This is a genomic window from Ligilactobacillus ruminis ATCC 27782 (assembly GCF_000224985.1).
Taxonomy (GTDB): Bacteria; Bacillota; Bacilli; order Lactobacillales; family Lactobacillaceae; genus Ligilactobacillus; species Ligilactobacillus ruminis.
The window spans coordinates 1,994,837-2,010,856 of sequence record NC_015975.1; the positions used below are offsets into that span (position 1 = coordinate 1,994,837).

General features: G+C 45.0%; 15 protein-coding genes. 4 read left to right on the forward strand and 11 right to left on the reverse strand.

The window, feature by feature from the left end; genetic code table 11:
• Positions 1-216: 216 nt before the first annotated feature.
• The 3 genes from LRC_RS09870 to LRC_RS09880 form a co-directional block, all read right to left on the reverse strand.
• A complete protein-coding gene (locus LRC_RS09870) occupies positions 217-2,127 on the reverse strand; it encodes a heavy metal translocating P-type ATPase (RefSeq protein WP_014074275.1) in 1,911 nt (636 codons plus the stop codon).
• Between the two features lie 1,621 nt (positions 2,128-3,748).
• Positions 3,749-5,509, reverse strand: coding sequence for an ABC transporter ATP-binding protein (locus tag LRC_RS09875; protein WP_014074276.1), 1,761 nt, complete (start codon positions 5,507-5,509; stop codon positions 3,749-3,751).
• Positions 5,509-7,230 carry an ABC transporter ATP-binding protein gene (locus LRC_RS09880; protein WP_041820197.1) on the reverse strand — a complete coding sequence of 574 codons (1,722 nt, stop codon included), beginning with the start codon at positions 7,228-7,230 and terminating at the stop codon, positions 5,509-5,511. Before LRC_RS09880 ends, LRC_RS09875 begins: the two co-directional genes overlap by 1 nt.
• A 128-nt stretch (positions 7,231-7,358) precedes the next feature.
• Between LRC_RS09880 and LRC_RS09885 the strand changes: the two genes are divergently transcribed.
• Positions 7,359-7,670 (forward strand): ArsR/SmtB family transcription factor, encoded by a 312-nt coding sequence (locus LRC_RS09885; protein WP_014074278.1) that lies wholly within the window; start codon positions 7,359-7,361, stop codon positions 7,668-7,670.
• A 49-nt stretch (positions 7,671-7,719) separates the two neighbouring features.
• Positions 7,720-8,055, forward strand: coding sequence for a hypothetical protein (locus tag LRC_RS09890; protein ID WP_180376257.1), 336 nt, complete (start codon positions 7,720-7,722; stop codon positions 8,053-8,055).
• 854 nt (positions 8,056-8,909) lie between these two features.
• On the opposite strand, the gene LRC_RS09895 is transcribed toward LRC_RS09890, so the two are convergent.
• The gene (locus tag LRC_RS09895; protein WP_014074279.1) at positions 8,910-9,410 is read right to left on the reverse strand and encodes a hypothetical protein; all 501 of its coding nucleotides are present in this window, start codon (positions 9,408-9,410) and stop codon (positions 8,910-8,912) included.
• Positions 9,411-9,541: 131 nt separating this feature from the next.
• Between LRC_RS09895 and LRC_RS09900 the strand changes: the two genes are divergently transcribed.
• Positions 9,542-9,724 (forward strand): hypothetical protein, encoded by a 183-nt coding sequence (locus LRC_RS09900; RefSeq protein ID WP_014074280.1) that lies wholly within the window; start codon positions 9,542-9,544, stop codon positions 9,722-9,724.
• 84 nt (positions 9,725-9,808) lie between these two features.
• Here LRC_RS09900 and LRC_RS09905 read toward each other — a convergent pair whose 3' ends face one another.
• The 5 genes from LRC_RS09905 to LRC_RS09925 all read right to left on the reverse strand — a co-directional run bounded on the left by LRC_RS09905 (position 9,809) and on the right by LRC_RS09925 (position 12,669).
• On the reverse strand, positions 9,809-10,066 hold the full coding sequence (locus LRC_RS09905; RefSeq protein WP_014074281.1) for a PspC domain-containing protein: 258 nt from the start codon (positions 10,064-10,066) through the stop codon (positions 9,809-9,811).
• A gap of 41 nt (positions 10,067-10,107) precedes the next feature.
• Complete coding sequence (locus LRC_RS09910) at positions 10,108-11,100, reverse strand: DUF4097 family beta strand repeat-containing protein (protein ID WP_014074282.1); 993 nt, start codon at positions 11,098-11,100, stop codon at positions 10,108-10,110.
• On the reverse strand, positions 11,097-11,726 hold the full coding sequence (locus tag LRC_RS09915) for a DUF1700 domain-containing protein (protein WP_014074283.1): 630 nt from the start codon (positions 11,724-11,726) through the stop codon (positions 11,097-11,099). Before LRC_RS09915 ends, LRC_RS09910 begins: the two co-directional genes overlap by 4 nt.
• The gene (locus LRC_RS09920) at positions 11,719-12,081 is read right to left on the reverse strand and encodes a PadR family transcriptional regulator (RefSeq protein WP_014074284.1); all 363 of its coding nucleotides are present in this window, start codon (positions 12,079-12,081) and stop codon (positions 11,719-11,721) included. Before LRC_RS09920 ends, LRC_RS09915 begins: the two co-directional genes overlap by 8 nt.
• 174 nt (positions 12,082-12,255) lie before the next feature.
• Entirely contained in the window at positions 12,256-12,669 is a 414-nt protein-coding gene (locus tag LRC_RS09925) for a MerR family transcriptional regulator (protein ID WP_014074285.1), read from the reverse strand.
• 392 nt (positions 12,670-13,061) lie between these two features.
• On the opposite strand from LRC_RS09925, the gene LRC_RS09930 reads away from it, so the two are divergent.
• Positions 13,062-13,865, forward strand: coding sequence for an HAD family hydrolase (locus LRC_RS09930; protein WP_014074286.1), 804 nt, complete (start codon positions 13,062-13,064; stop codon positions 13,863-13,865).
• A gap of 779 nt (positions 13,866-14,644) precedes the next feature.
• Here the strand turns inward: LRC_RS09930 and LRC_RS09940 are convergent.
• Together LRC_RS09940 and jag are read right to left on the reverse strand one after the other, a co-directional pair.
• Positions 14,645-15,112: a MarR family winged helix-turn-helix transcriptional regulator gene (locus LRC_RS09940; RefSeq protein WP_014074288.1), complete on the reverse strand. Its 468-nt coding sequence runs from the start codon at positions 15,110-15,112 to the stop codon at positions 14,645-14,647.
• A 35-nt stretch (positions 15,113-15,147) separates the two neighbouring features.
• Complete coding sequence (gene jag / locus LRC_RS09945) at positions 15,148-15,858, reverse strand: RNA-binding cell elongation regulator Jag/EloR (RefSeq protein WP_014074289.1); 711 nt, start codon at positions 15,856-15,858, stop codon at positions 15,148-15,150.
• Positions 15,859-16,020 lie beyond the last annotated feature (162 nt).

Genomic DNA, 16,020 nt, shown 5'->3' on the forward strand with positions numbered 1-16,020 from the left:
TTGCTATTAACATCATAACAGGGAAATTGTCTCGCATACGCAAAAACCCGGCTTAGATTTGCAATTGATCTCAAATCATCCGGGTTTTAAATTTGAGGCATAGTTCAACCTCTTCTTGAACGATTCTGTTGGTCTGATCAGAAATTTGCCAACGCAAAAATCAGCACCGCAAAAGAGACTGAATGCTCTGCATTTTTCAAAGAGATAAACAGCTGTTCACGCATGCGCCTTGACTTTATCTGAAATCTCCCTGCTTGAATCTTTTTGCCCGTACAAAATGCGCAGACTGTTCAAAACGGCGAGCACGGTCACGCCAACGTCCGCAAAGACGGCCTGCCACATTCCGGCAATTCCGAGGGCCCCAAGAACCAGGAAGATTGTTTTTACGCCCAACGCAAAGCTGATGTTTTCCCAAACTATTTTTCTGGTTCCGACCGCAATTTTCATGACGCGCACAATGGCAGAAGGCTCATCTGACATCAATACGACGTCTGCGGCTTCAACGGCAGCATCCGAACCAAGCGCGCCCATGGCGATTCCGACATCGCTTTGCGCCAGAACCGGCGTATCGTTCAAACCGTCGCCGACGAATGCCAGCTTGTCTTGGTCGTCAAGTTTTGACTTCAGCTTCTCGACTTCTTCAAGCTTGTCTTGCGGCAAAAGCTCCGTTTTAACGTCGTCTAACCCGAGTTCACGCGCCACTCCTTCACCGACCTTGCGCGCATCACCGGTCAGCATCACGATTTTTTGAACGCTGGCTGTGCGCAGGTCGCTTACTGCTTCTTTTGAATCTTCCTTGATGACGTCAGCTACTTCCAAGCTTCCGACGTACTTTCCGTCATACGCCACGTAAACTTGGGTTCCGATTTCAGATTCAGGCAGCTTTGTCTCCGGAAGAACTTTTCTCATCAGCTTGGCGTTGCCGCAATAAATCGTTTTTCCGTCATGATTTGCGCTGACGCCCAAACCGACCAGTTCCCGGCTGTCGGAAACGTCGCCTTTTTTCAGTTCTCCGTCATAGTAATCGACGATTGAACGAGCAATCGGGTGCGGCGAAAATTGTTCACAGCACGCTGCCAAAAATACCAGCTCCGTTTCCGAAACTCCTTCATTTGGCAAAACCTTCGTCACTGCAAACTTGCCTTTCGTCAACGTTCCGGTCTTGTCAAAAACAAATGTTTTGACGTGAGTGAGTGCTTCAAGATAGTTGCTGCCTTTAACGAGCACGCCTGCTCTTGAAGCAGCACCGATTCCGCCAAAAAAGCTCAAGGGAATTGAAATCACCAAAGCGCACGGACATGAAATTACCAAGAAAACCAAAGCGCGGTAAAGCCAGTTGGTAAAATCGCCGCCAAAAAACAACGGCGGAATCGTCGCAAGAAGAATCGACCCGAACACGACGAGAGGAGTATAAATCTTGGAAAATTGCGTAATGAAATTTTCGGTCGGTGCTTTCTTTTCGCTGGCATTTTCCACCATCTCAAGAATTTTTGCGACCGTTGATTCACCGTATTCTTTTTCGACTCTGACTTCTAACGTGCTGTTTTTGCAGATCGTGCCGCTCAGCACTTTGTCGCCTTCTTTGACAAATGAAGGCTTCGTTTCGCCCGTCAAAGCAGCCGTATCCAAATACGCGCTTCCATCAGTCACGATTCCGTCAAGCGGAACTTTTTCGCCTGGTTTAACCACGATCACGTCACCGACCTTGATTTTTTCAGGAGAAGTTTCTTTTACTGCATTTCCCAGCTTAAGCCAAGCATGGTCGGGCCTGATATCAAGCAGCGCCGTAATTGAGGAACGAGAATTTTTCACGGCGATGTCTTCGAACAATTCGCCGATTTTATAAAAGAACATTACAAAGACGGCTTCCGAATACTGCTTGATCGAAAAAGCACCGATCGTCGCAATCGCCATCAGCGTATTCTCGTTAAACACTTTGCCGCCCTTCAATCCTTCAACGGCTTCTTTCAAAACGTCAAAGCCGATTATCAGATACGCCATCCCGTACAGCATGACTGCGGCCACGCCCGTCAAAAAGTTTGCCAAAATCAGCAAAACCAGCGTAAGCCCCATCTTTTTCAGCATTTTGCGACCATCCTCGTCGCAATCGTCCCAAAGCTTCTTCATGTCAGAACCTTCTTTCTTGATCGGCTTATGAGCATATGTTCATATCTTCAAGTGAATTATAGCATTTGACAGGATCGATATCAATATGTTTCATTGATAAAATGCAGAGCATTGATTTTGGGGAAGCGGGGCGGATAGACTATTGAAGTTGAGGAGTTGATTTGGGGCAAGCAAGTAAACAAAAATTAAGGTTATTGGCGTGGGGCCTTCGGAGCCGCGTGGCCGATTGGGATGTGAGAGTCGACAGAAATTATGAGAATAACGGGATTTTTGTCGACAAGTCTTGATCTGAGAAATTCAATTCCGTCAATCTCATTAAAATCCTTAAGCCCCTTGATTTATCGAAGTCCTTACGGTGCCTCTGCTGCCGTTTGCCATTGCCTTTTACGGGCAGATTTCAAAAATCGCCATTTTGCCCGTAATCCGCTTTGAATCCAGAAGGACAGTAGACAAAAAACGAGAGTAATGACTCTTTTTTGTCTACTGGTTGGTCCAAATTCAGGGCGCGCGACATCGAAAGTAGACAAAAAACGGAGTGAATGGCTCATTTTTGTCTACCGGACACTCTGAAATTGGGGAGCACGGTTCCGAAAGTAGACAAAAAACGGGGAAACGTCTGATTTTTGTCTACCGGCTAGTCCAAATTCGGCCCGTGCGGTTCCGAAAGTAGAACAAAATCTCCAAAATTTGGAAAAATGTTCTACCGCTGCCTACAAATTCGGCCCGCGCTGCCCTGATAGTAGAACAAAATCTCCAAAATTTGGAAAAATGTTCTACCGCTGCCTACAAATTCGGCCCGCGCTGCCCTGAAAGTAGACCAAAATCATCCCAAATTGAGAAAATGTTCTACCATCGGCTCCAAATTCGGCCCGTGCGGTTCCGAAAGTAGAACAAAATCCCTAAAATTTGGAAAAATGTTCTACCGCTGCCTACAAATTCGGCCCGCACTGCCCTGAAAGTAGACCAAAATCATCCCAAATTGAGAAAATGTTCTACCGCCGACTCCAAATTCGGCCCGCGCGGTTCCGAAAGTAGAACAAAATCTCCAAAATTTGGAAAAATGTTCTACCGCTGCCTACAAATTCGGCCCGCGCTGCCCTGATAGTAGAACAAAATCTCGAAAAATTGAAAAAATATTCTAATCGGTTACCTTTGCCAAAGCATTTCGGTCTTAGATTACGGGCAAATCTCAGAAATCAACGTTTTGCCCGTAACCGAGGTCAGGTGCAGCGATTGAGCAGGTGATGCGCAGCACTGCATTTGGCAAAATCATTGTCATTTACGGACACATCGATGAAAATGGGCATGCTGTCCGTAAATGGTCTTCCTAAAAAATGGAGATTACGGACAAATGCTCCAAAAAGCCGGCTTTGTCCGTAAATTTGAGTGAAGTCTTGGCGTGCCGCCCAGAATAAGAAAAAATCCGCACCATGATGGCGCAGATTTTCACCATTATTCAGTTGCGTACGGGCTCATGAGCGCTCGCTTCCACACTTTGCCTAATCGGGTTCCAGCTCGCATTCCCCTATCGCAAGCAAGGACTCCCTGGACGAGACGAGCTCGCCTTCGGTCGCCCAAAGCTTGCGTACGGGCTCATGAGCGCTCGCTTCCACACCTTGCCTTAATCCAACACCATCTGATTTACATACAGATTATGGTAGAACCCGCCCTTTGCAAGCAGTTCTTCGTGGCTTCCCTGCTCAATGACGCTGCCGTCCTTTAAAACGGCGATTTCATCGGCATTGACGATAGTCTTTAAGCGGTGCGCAATCACGAAGCTTGTACGACCTTCCATCACGATGTCCATGGCTTTTTGGATCTTTTCTTCCGTCACGGTGTCAACGTTTGACGTGGCTTCATCCAAAACAAGAAATTCGGGATCGCTCAGCAACGTTCGAGCGATGCTCATCAATTGCTTTTGCCCTTTTGAAAACAAGGACTGCTCATCGCTGATCTTAGTTTCGTAACCGTCCGGCAAACTTTCGATAAAATCGGCAATCTGTGCTTTTTGAGCAGCAGATTTGACTTCTTCCATGGTTGCATCGGGCTTGCCAAACCGAATATTGTCGGCAATCGTTCCCGTAAACAGAATCGAATCTTGCAGCACGATTCCGACATGGTTTCTGACGGAATCAAGCGAGAACTTTCGCACGTCGGTTCCGTCAAATTCGACCGTGCCGCTGTCGACGTCATAAAAACGACTGAACAGATTCATCGTCGTCGTTTTGCCGGATCCGGTCGGGCCGACCAAAGCCAGCGTCTTGCCGCGAGGAATCGTTAAATTGATGCCGTGAAGGATTTCTTTTCCTTTTTCATAACTGAAATGAACGTCTTTCAAAGCCACGCTTTCGTTTATTCCCTGCATGTTGATGCCGGAAGAAACTTCGTCTTCTTCTTTTTCGGCTTCAACGTCGGACAGACGCCTGGCCCCCGTCAAAGCAAGCTGAATCATTGAGTAAAACGAAGTCAGGTTGATCAGCGGAATGAAATATGTTTGAGAGTATTGAACGAACGTGACGATCAAACCCATTCCGACGGCAAGCGACATGCCGCTTTCGACCACGATCAAGGTTCCGACTGAGATGACGATTGCCAAATTCAGCATCGACAGACCATACATCATCGGAAACATCAGTCCAGAATAGAATTGACCGCGAAACATGGTCTTTCGAAGCTTGTCGTTCCTTTTGACAAACCCTGCAATCGATGATTTTTGAAGACCGTTGGCCAAAATAATGCGTTCTCCGTTCAGCTGCTCGTTGATGTAGCCGTTCAAAACGGAGATGTCTTCTTGCTGCTCGTCAAGATACTTTCGCGCTTTCTTCATCACGCTGAATGCGATCAAAACAACGATCGGCGTTGAAGCCATCGTCACGAGCGCCAGTTTGACGTTGATTGCAAACATGACGACGATCGTCCCGACAAACAAAATCGTTTGAGAAACAAGATCAAAAATCGCACCGTTCAGCGCATTGAAGATGTTGTCGATATCCGAATTGAACAATGCCAGCAACTTTCCGTCCTGATGAGTATCAAAATACCTGATCGTCATCTTCTGCAGCTTTTTGAACAGACTGATTCTCATCGAATTCGTTGCTTCAGCGTTAAAAACGGACATGATGACCCAGGCGATAAGCTGCGCAAAAACCTGGAAGAAAAATGCCGCACACATCAAAAGCATGAAATGACGAAAATCTGCCATCGCATGCGCCTTGTGCGCCAAAAATCTCCCGAGCGAAGTCACGGCCTGTCCCATGTAATAAGGTGCAACGATCTGTGCGATCATTGCGATCAAAAGCAAAAAGACCATGATGAGCACTGAATTTTTAAAAGGTTTCATGTACTTGACGAAATACCCGATGCTTTGTTTTAAATTCTTCATCAAATTCCACCCTCTCTAGCCCTTTGCGTTTCATAAATTTCTTGATAAAGCGGCGATGTCAAAAGCAGCTCTTCATGCGTGCCCATCGCCTTGATCTTCCCGTCGTCCATCACGAGAATCTTATCGGCATGCATGACCGAAAATATTTTTTCGGCAATGATAAATACAGTGGCGTCACCCAGCTTTTGTTCAAGACCAGCTTGAACTTTCCTTTCGGACTCCGCATCAAGCGCTGAAGTCGAATCATCCAAAATCAGAACTTTCGGCTTGCCGATTATGCCTCGCGCAATCGACAGACGCTGCTGCTGCCCGCCGGAAAAATTGGCTGAACGCTCTTCAACAACGTGTTCGAACCGATCCGGATATTTGTCGATAAATTCTTTTGCCTGGGAAATTTCGATTGCTCGTTCCATGTCTTCTTCCGTGGCATTCTCATCGCCCTGTCTCAGATTATCGGCAATCGTTCCGCTGAACAGCAAAGTTTTTTGCTGAACCAATGCTGCCATTTTTCGCAATTTCCGTTCATTGACGTCTCTAAGATCGCATCCGCCAAGACGGATCGTTCCGGACGTCGGATCATACAATCTGACCAGTAAAGAGACCAATGTTGATTTACCGGAACCGGTCCTGCCGACGATTCCGACCGTTTCTCCGGAATTGACTTTAAAGCTGACGTGGCTCAAAGCTTCTTTGCTGCTTCCCGGATACTTGAAGCTGACGTCGTCAAATTCAACGGAACCTTTCAGATCAACGTTTGATTCTTCATGATTGAACTTTAAATCAGGCTCCGTTTCAATTACTTCATCAATTCGTTTCAAAGAAACGAGGCCACGTGAGTACTGCGCAAGCATCATCCCGCCAAACGCCAGGCTTGACAACATTTGGTTAAGGTAGCCGACATAAGAACTGATGGCGCTGATGTCTTTTGGATACAACTCGATGTTTTTGCCGACCAGATAAACGATTAAGGCCGTTCCAATACAGACGACGAGCGTGAAAGCCGGCATCAGAATCGAAAAAACGTAGCCGATTTTAATGTTAAGCCGATTGAGTTCGTTTGACGAAGCAGTGAATTTTTCAGTTTCCTGATCTTGCTGGTTGAACGATTTGACGACTCTGACACCCTGCATCGATTCTCTTGCGACCGTGTTGCATTCGTCAAACCAGACTTGATATTTAGAAAACAGCTTGTCAAGCGACGGGAAAACGAAAAAAAGCACCAATGAAACGATCAGAAGCAACAATATCTGAACCCACCAGTAACGTGGCAGCGTCACGATTCCCATGACAAATGAACCAATCAAAATAATCGGCATCCTCAAGACCTGCATCAAAGTCGTCATGATGATGTTCGTTACCTGATTCATGTCGTTGATCAAACGAACGATCAGCGTTCCGACCGAAAATTTTTCGATGTTTGAAAATGAAAAGCTCTGTATTTTCCGATAAAGCTGTTCGCGGACGTCGCTCGTAACGCCTTGGGCCGTTTTGGCCGCAAACCAAATGTTCAAAATTCCGCACACGACGCCGATGGCTGCCAGAAGCAACAAAAAGATGCCGTATTCTTTAATTCCTGCAGCATCGTTTTTCATCAAACAGTTTAAAGTATCCTGCAGCAGCCAAGGCTGAAGCAGCGAACAAAACGCCGCAATGATCAAAGAAATTACCGAACCCCAAACCGGAATGCGATAATTTCTGACGTGTGACATTAAATTTCGCATCATAATCCCCCTCTTTGCACAATTGGTTAGATTTTAACTTTTTATTAATCCAATTGCAATTTATTTGCTCACAGGTTTGCTTAGCATCCGTACATCAATCATGGTAGAATGTAAAGTAGGTGAAAGATATGTCAGAAGAAAAGAAACCAACATTACCAACATCAGAAGAAACCGAAAAATGCGTTCAGATTTTCAAGGCATTCGGCAACGATACTCGCTACCGCATCCTTTATCTCCTGTTTGAACAGGCTCTTTCGGTTAATGAAATCGTTGAGGCAGTCGGACTGACGCAGTCGGCTGTTTCGCACCAGCTCAAAATTTTGCGTCAGACCGGTCTCGTCATCAGTTTGCGGGACGGTCAGCGCGTCTTGTATCATTTGGCGGACCGCCATGTCATGACGATTTTCCAGGCGGTCAAGGAACATATTGCGGAAGATTAAGGTGCGAAGACCAGCCGCTTAACAAGGCGGGAGATAAGGAGGGGCGCGAGTGATCAGCGCAAGCGCAGTCGCGACGCGGCACGAACTTATCATGAGCCTTGTTGCTGGTCTGAACCCGATTATGAAGGTGTGGAAGCGAACGCAACTAATAAGGATTAAAATCTGTGCTGTGATGGCACGGATTTTTTCTTGTTCCGGGCGATGCGCCAAGATTTCACTCGAATTTTACGGACAAAGCGCCATTTTTGACCATTTTGTCCGTAATCGCCATTTTTCGGGAAGACCATTTACGGACAGCATGCCCATTTTCATCGGTGTGTACGTAAATGGCAGTGATTTTGCCAAATGCAGTGCTGCACGGCAACTGCTCAATCGCTGCATCTGACTTCGATTACTGGCAAAACGTTGATTTCTGAAATTTGTCCGTAATCTGAGATCGCAATGTTTTGGCAAAGATAACCGAGTAGAACATTTTTCCGATTTTTTGAGATTTTGTTCTACTATCAGGGCAGCGCGGGCCGAATTTGTAGGCAGCGGTAGAACATTTTTCCAAATTTTGGAGATTTTGTTCTACTTTCGGAACCGCGCGGGCCGAATTTGGAGAGTCAGGTAGACAAAAATTACATATTTTACCTGGTTTTTGTCTACTTTCGAGGCCGCGCGACTCGGTTTCGAAGTGTCAGGTAGACAAAAATCACACATTTATTCCGGTTTTTGTCTACTTTCAGGGCCGCGCGACTCGGTTTCGAAGTGTCAGGTAGACAAAAATCACACATTTATCCCGGTTTTTGTCTACTTTCAGGGCCGCGCGACTCGGTTTCGAAGTGTCAGATAGACAAAAATCACACATTTATCCCGGTTTTTGTCTACTTTCAGGGCCGCGCGACTCGGTTTCGAAGTGTCAGATAGACAAAAATCACACATTTATCCCGGTTTTTGTCTACTTTCGAGGCCGCGCGACTCGGTTTCGAAGTGTCAGGTAGACAAAAATCAGACGTTTCCCCGTTTTTTGTCTACTTTCGGAACCGCGCTCCCCAATTTCGGAGTGTCCGGTAGACAAAAATGAGCCATTCACTCCGTTTTTTGTCTACTTTCGAGGCCGCGAACCCTGAATTTGGACCAGCCGGTAGACAAAAAATGGATAAGATTTGCGATTAATCACAAAACTCATCCAAGTTTCAAATTTGAGACAAAATTTTTTCCAAGTCTCAGTTATCGTATCATCACCAATAAGCATTCCTAATATCCTACGCTTTGATATTGATTGACGACGGCAGCCTTATTGCCGGCATGACCAAATTGCGTCAACTGATTATCCGAAGAATTGTTCCATTGAAGAAAATCGTGCTCATCTTCCCAAGAGTTGATCAGCAAATATTCGTAATCTTGTTTGATCGAACGCAGCTCAACATAGGACTTGAGTCCGAGCGGACGCTTTTTTTCATCGTCCCATGAATCAAGAATCGACTGCATCACTTTCTGCTCATCGGAATCAAGTGTCATGTAGCGCAATTCGAGAATGGCATTTTCTGCAAGTTCGACTTCACCCAACGTTTGAATGACGCGATAGTTCAACCCCGATTGAAAAACGTTTTTTTCGCCGGAAACGTCAAGCAGCATGAACTTGCGATGATCGTCCGAAGATCTGTATTTCAAAAAATGACGTTCCGGATACTTCTCAATCAGCATGTTTATGGTTGCTTCAGGTCCAAGCGCAATATTGATTTCATGTAAAGCCATCTTAATTCCTCCTTATCGATACAGGTCCAGTATAACACTCAAATTCTTCATTTCATGTTACGAAGATTGACGTTTTTTTGACTAATTTTTTGGGTATACTGTAAGAAGATTAAACTAATGAGGTGTTCGTTATGAAAAAATTGCCTTTTTCCAAAAATAAAAAACAATCTTCCTGCCTGATCAGCCCAAAGGATTTTAAAAAATACAGAAAACTGCTCCTCACAGGCGTGGCCGTCATGCAGCTCGACAAGCTGATCGTTGCTTCCGCAAAAGCCTATGCAATCATCAAAAAAGCCAATCACGACTGCAAATGAAGAGACCGGGAATTTTCCCGGTCTCTTTTTTGTCAAATGCAGTGCTGCGCATCATCAAATGCGTTCTGCATATTTTTAAGCCGCTTATTTTTCTTTAAACTCACCTTCGATGACTTCATCATCATCGCGGTGACGATTATCATCATCTGCATCCGGCATTACGACGGCCGCAATCAAATATGCTAAAATACCTCCAAAAACATGTCCCGGGAAGACGCACAAGACAACCGCAACCAGACGGGTAATCGTCTTGTCCCAATCAAAATATTCGGCAATTCCGCCTAAAACGCCACTGATTACTTTATCATTTGACTTTGTAAGCTGTTTTTTCTTTTTGCTCATATCTCACACTTTCCTTTCTTTAATCAAATAAACCCAAATCTTCATTTAACGGAGTTGTCACCGTCTGAATTCATTAACACTAATATGTTCGCTGCATTCGGATTTTCTTCAAGCGTCGTTGCCTCACCATTCTTTGCGTGTAAAAGATTGTCTCCAGAGCTTGTCGTTGAAACGTACCCGTCCGCCTGGGCGTTTGTGACATTGATATCGCCGTCTTGCGAAATGAACTGGCATCTTCCCTTGATTGTTGCGTTGATCGCTGAAATGTCCCCGTCATTTGACTTGACCGAACTCTTCTCCATAACGGTATTGCTGGTGGAGAAATCCCCGTCGTTCAATTCGAATCCGATGCTGTTGACCTCGCTGTCGAACAGGTTGAGATCGCCTTCATCCACTTTGATCATACCATAACTGAGCTTTGATGAATTAACTTTAAGATCACTTGAAACGTCGATGTCGACTTTGTCTGCTTCAATGTTGTTGAGCATTATGTCCGAAACGTCGTACATGTGAAGCTTGAGATTTTCGGCCTTGAGTCCGCTGAGCGTCAAATCACCGTTCATCCCGTCATTTTCAACGCTGCTGAACTTGTAATCGCGAGGCACCGTAATGACCAAGCGGCTCGTCCAGTCGGTGCTACTGCGAAAACCATCGAAGTCAAAAACCACCCTGCGATAATTTCCGGACTTTTTGCCAGCATAAATTTTGAGCGCATCGCCTTCATTTTTGATTACGGGCGCCAGGTTTTTCGATCCGCTGTATTTGGCAGAAAAATCATTCCCTTGACGAACTTCGACGTTGACGATTGAACTGTAATCGCTGTTTGAACCGTCGGCCTTCTTATCTAAAGCCATGACCAGGTTCTTTGCTTCCTTGACGTCATATTTTTTGGTAATTTTCTTGTCTTCCTTAAGTTCGACCGGCTTGATCCCCATGAACTCGATCGATTTGGCACCGTCCTTGGCAACTCCGATCGCCGTCATCACGGCACCGATCAAAAGAACGATCCAACCTGCTTTAAAAAGTTTTTTCATTTCTCATTCCCCCCTTGGCGACGATTCTTGTAAATTTTTTTATATAAGAACTTTGCAAAATTTGCGATTCCTTGAATGATGGCGCGAAAGATCCAGTACAAAAGCGGAAAGCCGATCAAAACGGCGCCAAGTCCCATCAGACCGCACCCGAGATAGAAAAGACCCGTCGTGAAACTGCTGAACAGCATCACGATGCCGACATAAAGCGAAGCAATCATCAAAATGAAGAATGTGCACAAAACTGCCAGCGCGGCAACCATGCAGGCGCCAAAGACAGCAACTACGCAGGCAAGAATCGCAAACAACACGATTCCGAGCACGATGGCGGCAGGCGATGCCAGCAATGCCAGCAAAATCATCCAGATCATTTTGCCGTTTGAACGAACGGAAGCTTTGCTTTTCTTGCTTCGATGCGATTCAATGTCCGTTACCTTGATTGAATAGTCCGCCAAAACCTTGCGACTCAACTGACGCGGAGTCCCCAGACGCTTTTCGATCTCGTCCGTCGTTTCAAGTCCCGCATCATCAATATATTCATTGTAAAATTCAATTACGTCCGCTTTTTCATCCGCTGTCAGAGCATCCAAATACTCTTCGAGCTCCGTCAAATAGTTCTCCTTATCCATGTTCATTCCCCTTTGCATCGTTTAAATCACCGTGGCTTACGACAATATCCGCTTTGTAAAATACAGAGTCCAGACTTGTTTTGAAATCTCCCCACATCTTGCGAATCCTTTCCAAATGCGTCCGACCTTCAGGCGTAATCTGATAATAGCGCCGATTTCGTCCATGATACGGCTGATCATAAGTCGTCAGATAATTATTTTTCTGCAACCGACGCAATACCGGATACATCGTCGATTCAGAAATTGAAATCGCCGTTTGCATATCCTGCGTCAATGCGTATCCGTAGTAATCCTGCTTGTCAAGCAGCGCCAGCACCAGTCCGTCGAGCAAATCCGCCGTCACTTTGATTTCCATCACGCACCCTCCTTTTAAAACGCAATATCTTATCTACAACTATATTATATGGCGTATAATATAAAAAGACAAGCAATATTATTTAAAAATTAAAAAGGAATTTCCCAGCGCAAAAAATAAAAGACGCTGATTCCCTTGTCAAAAAGCAAGCGACTCAACATCCTTCTCACAAAGCTATTCTTTTTCAAGCTCAATTCGAGTGCCCTTTTCGTCCACGACCCCGTAGACGTGGTACGAATCGGCAGTCCCCAAATCAACGCGGCCTTTGATCTCGGTTTCATCCGTCAGTTCGATGCCCTTGATGAGCGTTCGAAAGACGCGATGCAGCAAAATTCCCTCTTTGCGATGCAGCTCGGCCTTTTCGACTGCTTTTGCCAAAGTATACCCCTCATCCAAAAAATGCTTGATTGCAAAAATCTTGTACATCGATCCAAGACCGTATTTTCTTGCGCCCCCTTCTTCTTCATTCATCGCCTTGATGTACCCCTTTTGTTCCCAGTAACGCAACTGACGCGAAGAAACGCCCGTCATTTTGCTCATGTCACCGATTCCGATACGAAGGTTGTCGCCCATTTTTAATTTATCCACTGTTGTCCTTTTTCCTTTCAAGTGTTGCTTACGTTAATTGTAACTTTTCTCGCTATTTTGTCAACTTTTTTGACAATTTTATAAAATGCAGAGCTTGAACCAAAACATGATCGCAGATATCCTTGCTTTTCAAAATGCCATGATGCCGCAAGATAGCCGACCTTCTGCTCCGTTGCGGGTTACGGGAAAAACGTCGATTATTGAGGTTTGCCCGTAGATGCCTGTCCCCCGTTACGGACAAATCCTCGGTTTTTTCGATTCTGTCAATAATTGCCTACAATAAATTTCGGATTGCTCAGCCATGTTTTTCATTTTCTGATTCAGCACTGTATTTCATTAAGGAAATAAGCTAAAATTAAGTTGAAAAATGCCTTAGACAAGGGGAAATAATCGTGGAAAAACATCTTATTTTATTTGATATTGACGGAACTTTGCTGAATGACGACATGCGCATCTCAAAAAAAACAATCGACATCGTTTCAAGCCTCCAAAAAAAGGGTCATCTTTTCTACATTGCTTCCGGCCGTTTGCTTTCTTCTGCCAGATCATATTCTGAAATGCTCGGCAAAAATATCGGAACAATCGCCGCCAACGGCAGCGTTTATACTCTCGGAAACGAGATCGTCAAAAACAGATTGAAAGATGAAGCCGTTTCGGCAATTTTTGAAGCCTGCAAGATTTATCCCAAACTTCAGCTGCGACTGTTTTCAACTGACACAGCCTATGGCATGGGCGGGATGTTGCAGGCTTTCATGAACCTTGCATCCAAGACGAAATTTAAAAAAATCAAATCGAAGGCTGACCTGGATCGCCTGAATACGTTCATCACAAACGGTATTTTGTGTGCGAACGACTTGTCGGTTCTGGCAGGCGCAAAAGAATTTTTAAAGGATGCGCCCTCTCTTTGCCTTTCATCATCAAACGAACACAACATCGAACTGATTCCTTCGGGGCGCTCAAAAGCAGCCGCATTAAAGGACGTGGCACAAAAATACGGCATCAAACCGCAAAATACGATCGCATTCGGCAACGGCGAAAACGATTTGCCGATGCTGATCGAAAGCGGACATGGAGTGGCAATGGCCAACAGTCCGAGACACGTCCTGGAACAGGCGGACGTCGTTACGAAGTCAAACAACGAAGACGGAATTTATGCTTTTCTTTCAAAATACTTTGCAGAAGATCTGGAATCTTAATTTAATTTTGAACTTTGCTTACGAGATTGTTTAGATTTCAAAGATACAATATGCATCGTAAGGTGTTTTGCGCCACGTTCCCGATACGAGGCGGCAAAAACGCCTTGAACCAGATCGTCTCTGAACTCAGCAGACGGTTTCGAGCAGGCGACTACCCTAAAAACAGAAATAACTTATCGAGATCGAGTTTCTTCCGGATTTTAAAACTGATTGCCTGCTCGTTAAAAAGAGGCTCGATCTTTTGCAAACCAGTTTTTTGATTCCAGGCAACGCTGCTCTTAAGAAGTTGCTGAAGTCCGGCCGGATTGAAATTTTCGGTTTGCAGGATTCATAACCAATCCCCTATAAAAAGAGGCCGGGAAAAACCATGCCTCAAATTGAAAAACCGGATGACTTGCATTCAATTGCAAATCTGATCCGGTTTTTTTGCGTATGCACGACAATCGCCTCCATGATGGAAATATCCCAAAAGAGGCTGGCGGTAAATTTGACCGAGAGCTTGTGCGCGCTGATTTGGCAGACTCTGCATTTGGCGAAAACACTTTCGTTTACGGACACATCGATGAAAATGGGAAATTTTTCCGTAAACGGCCTGCCCGAAAAATAGCGATTACGGACAAATGCTCCGAAAAGCAGCTTTTGTCCGTAAAATTTGCATGAGATTTTGCCTAGATCAGTTGTGCAGCATTGTATTTAAAAAATGCCGGACAAATTCAATCGAAAATCGACCTCCTTCGTTCGGTATTTCAAGTAAGAAACGGGACTTTTTTCCATCCTCTTTATTCTTCTTTTCCCAAAAGATACCCATTGATGAATTCCAGCTTATCGGAAATTTCATAAAGAACGTTGACGCATTCACGATACTCGCTTTCAGTCATCTCAATCGGAAGAACGCAATCCTGAATGTGATGCTTGACGTCATGTTCAAGACTTAGCGCTTTTGGCGTCAGTTCGACCATCACGCACCGTCCGTCTTCAAGATTTCTGTTTCGAACGACCCAGCCTTGCTTTTCCAGACGATTAAGCAGCGGCGTCAAGGTCCCGGAATCAAGCTTCAGCCTTTCACCAAGCTCCTTGACCATCATCAGACGCCGCTCTTCCCACAAAACAAGCATTGTCGCATATTGTACATATGTAAGTCCGTATCTTTTCAATACGATTGAATAAAAACGATTATACAGCTTCTGCGTCGAATAAACTGCAAAACACAACTCATCTTCCAAGTGTGACGGCTTATGCTTTAGCATCTTCCCCTCTTTTCCCCAAATCAACCTTATTTTGATTATCTTCTTGATCTTGCCGGCTCGATGACCACGTATCGTCTCGGTTCAGCACCCCTTGAATAGGTTTTGACCTTTGAATTGTCGGCAAGCGCCGAATGAATGACCTTTCTTTCGTATGCCGGCATCGGATCAAGCTGCATGCGTCGTCGCTGCGAAATGGCATCATAAGCGACCTTTTTGGCCAGATATTTCAACGTTTCAGTCCGACGTTCACGATAATCTGCCACGTCAAGAATAATGTTCAAACGCTTGAAACTCAGCTTGTCAAAATAGTTTTGCGCCAATAATTGCAATGAATTCAGCGTTTTGCCGTGCTTGCCAATCAAAAGTCCTTCCTGATTGGCGCTGAAATTATAAAAAACGTCGCGGCGCTCGACCGTAACTTCGATTTTAGTTTCAACGCCCATTTCTTTCGTAACTTCAGCCAGATATGAGCCCACCTCGCGCAATGCCTGTTCGACTTCTTGTTCCGATTCTGCCTCTTTTTTTTCATCGGACGGCTCTGGTTCAGCTACGGTCTCAGCTTTTTCTTCAACACGTTCCGTTTCCTTAGGCGTAATTTCGACCTCAGCCGGCTTTCCTCCAAAAATACCTAAAAATCCTTTTTTGCCTTCGCTGACAATGACGATTTCGACTTCTTCACGAGTCTTTCCAAGTTCCTTCAAGCCTTTTTCGATCGCTTGCTCAGCAGTTTGTGCGGAAAATTTCATTTAGAATCCCCCTGATTATGAAGTAATGATTAAATAGCGCTAATTTACGCTATCTATAGGTAAGTATACCATAGGTAAAAAACACCCGCATACTAATTTTCAAACTTTGGGAAAATCCACGGCTGAAACTTCTTTAAGAGATTCTGATGCCAAAATCGCAAG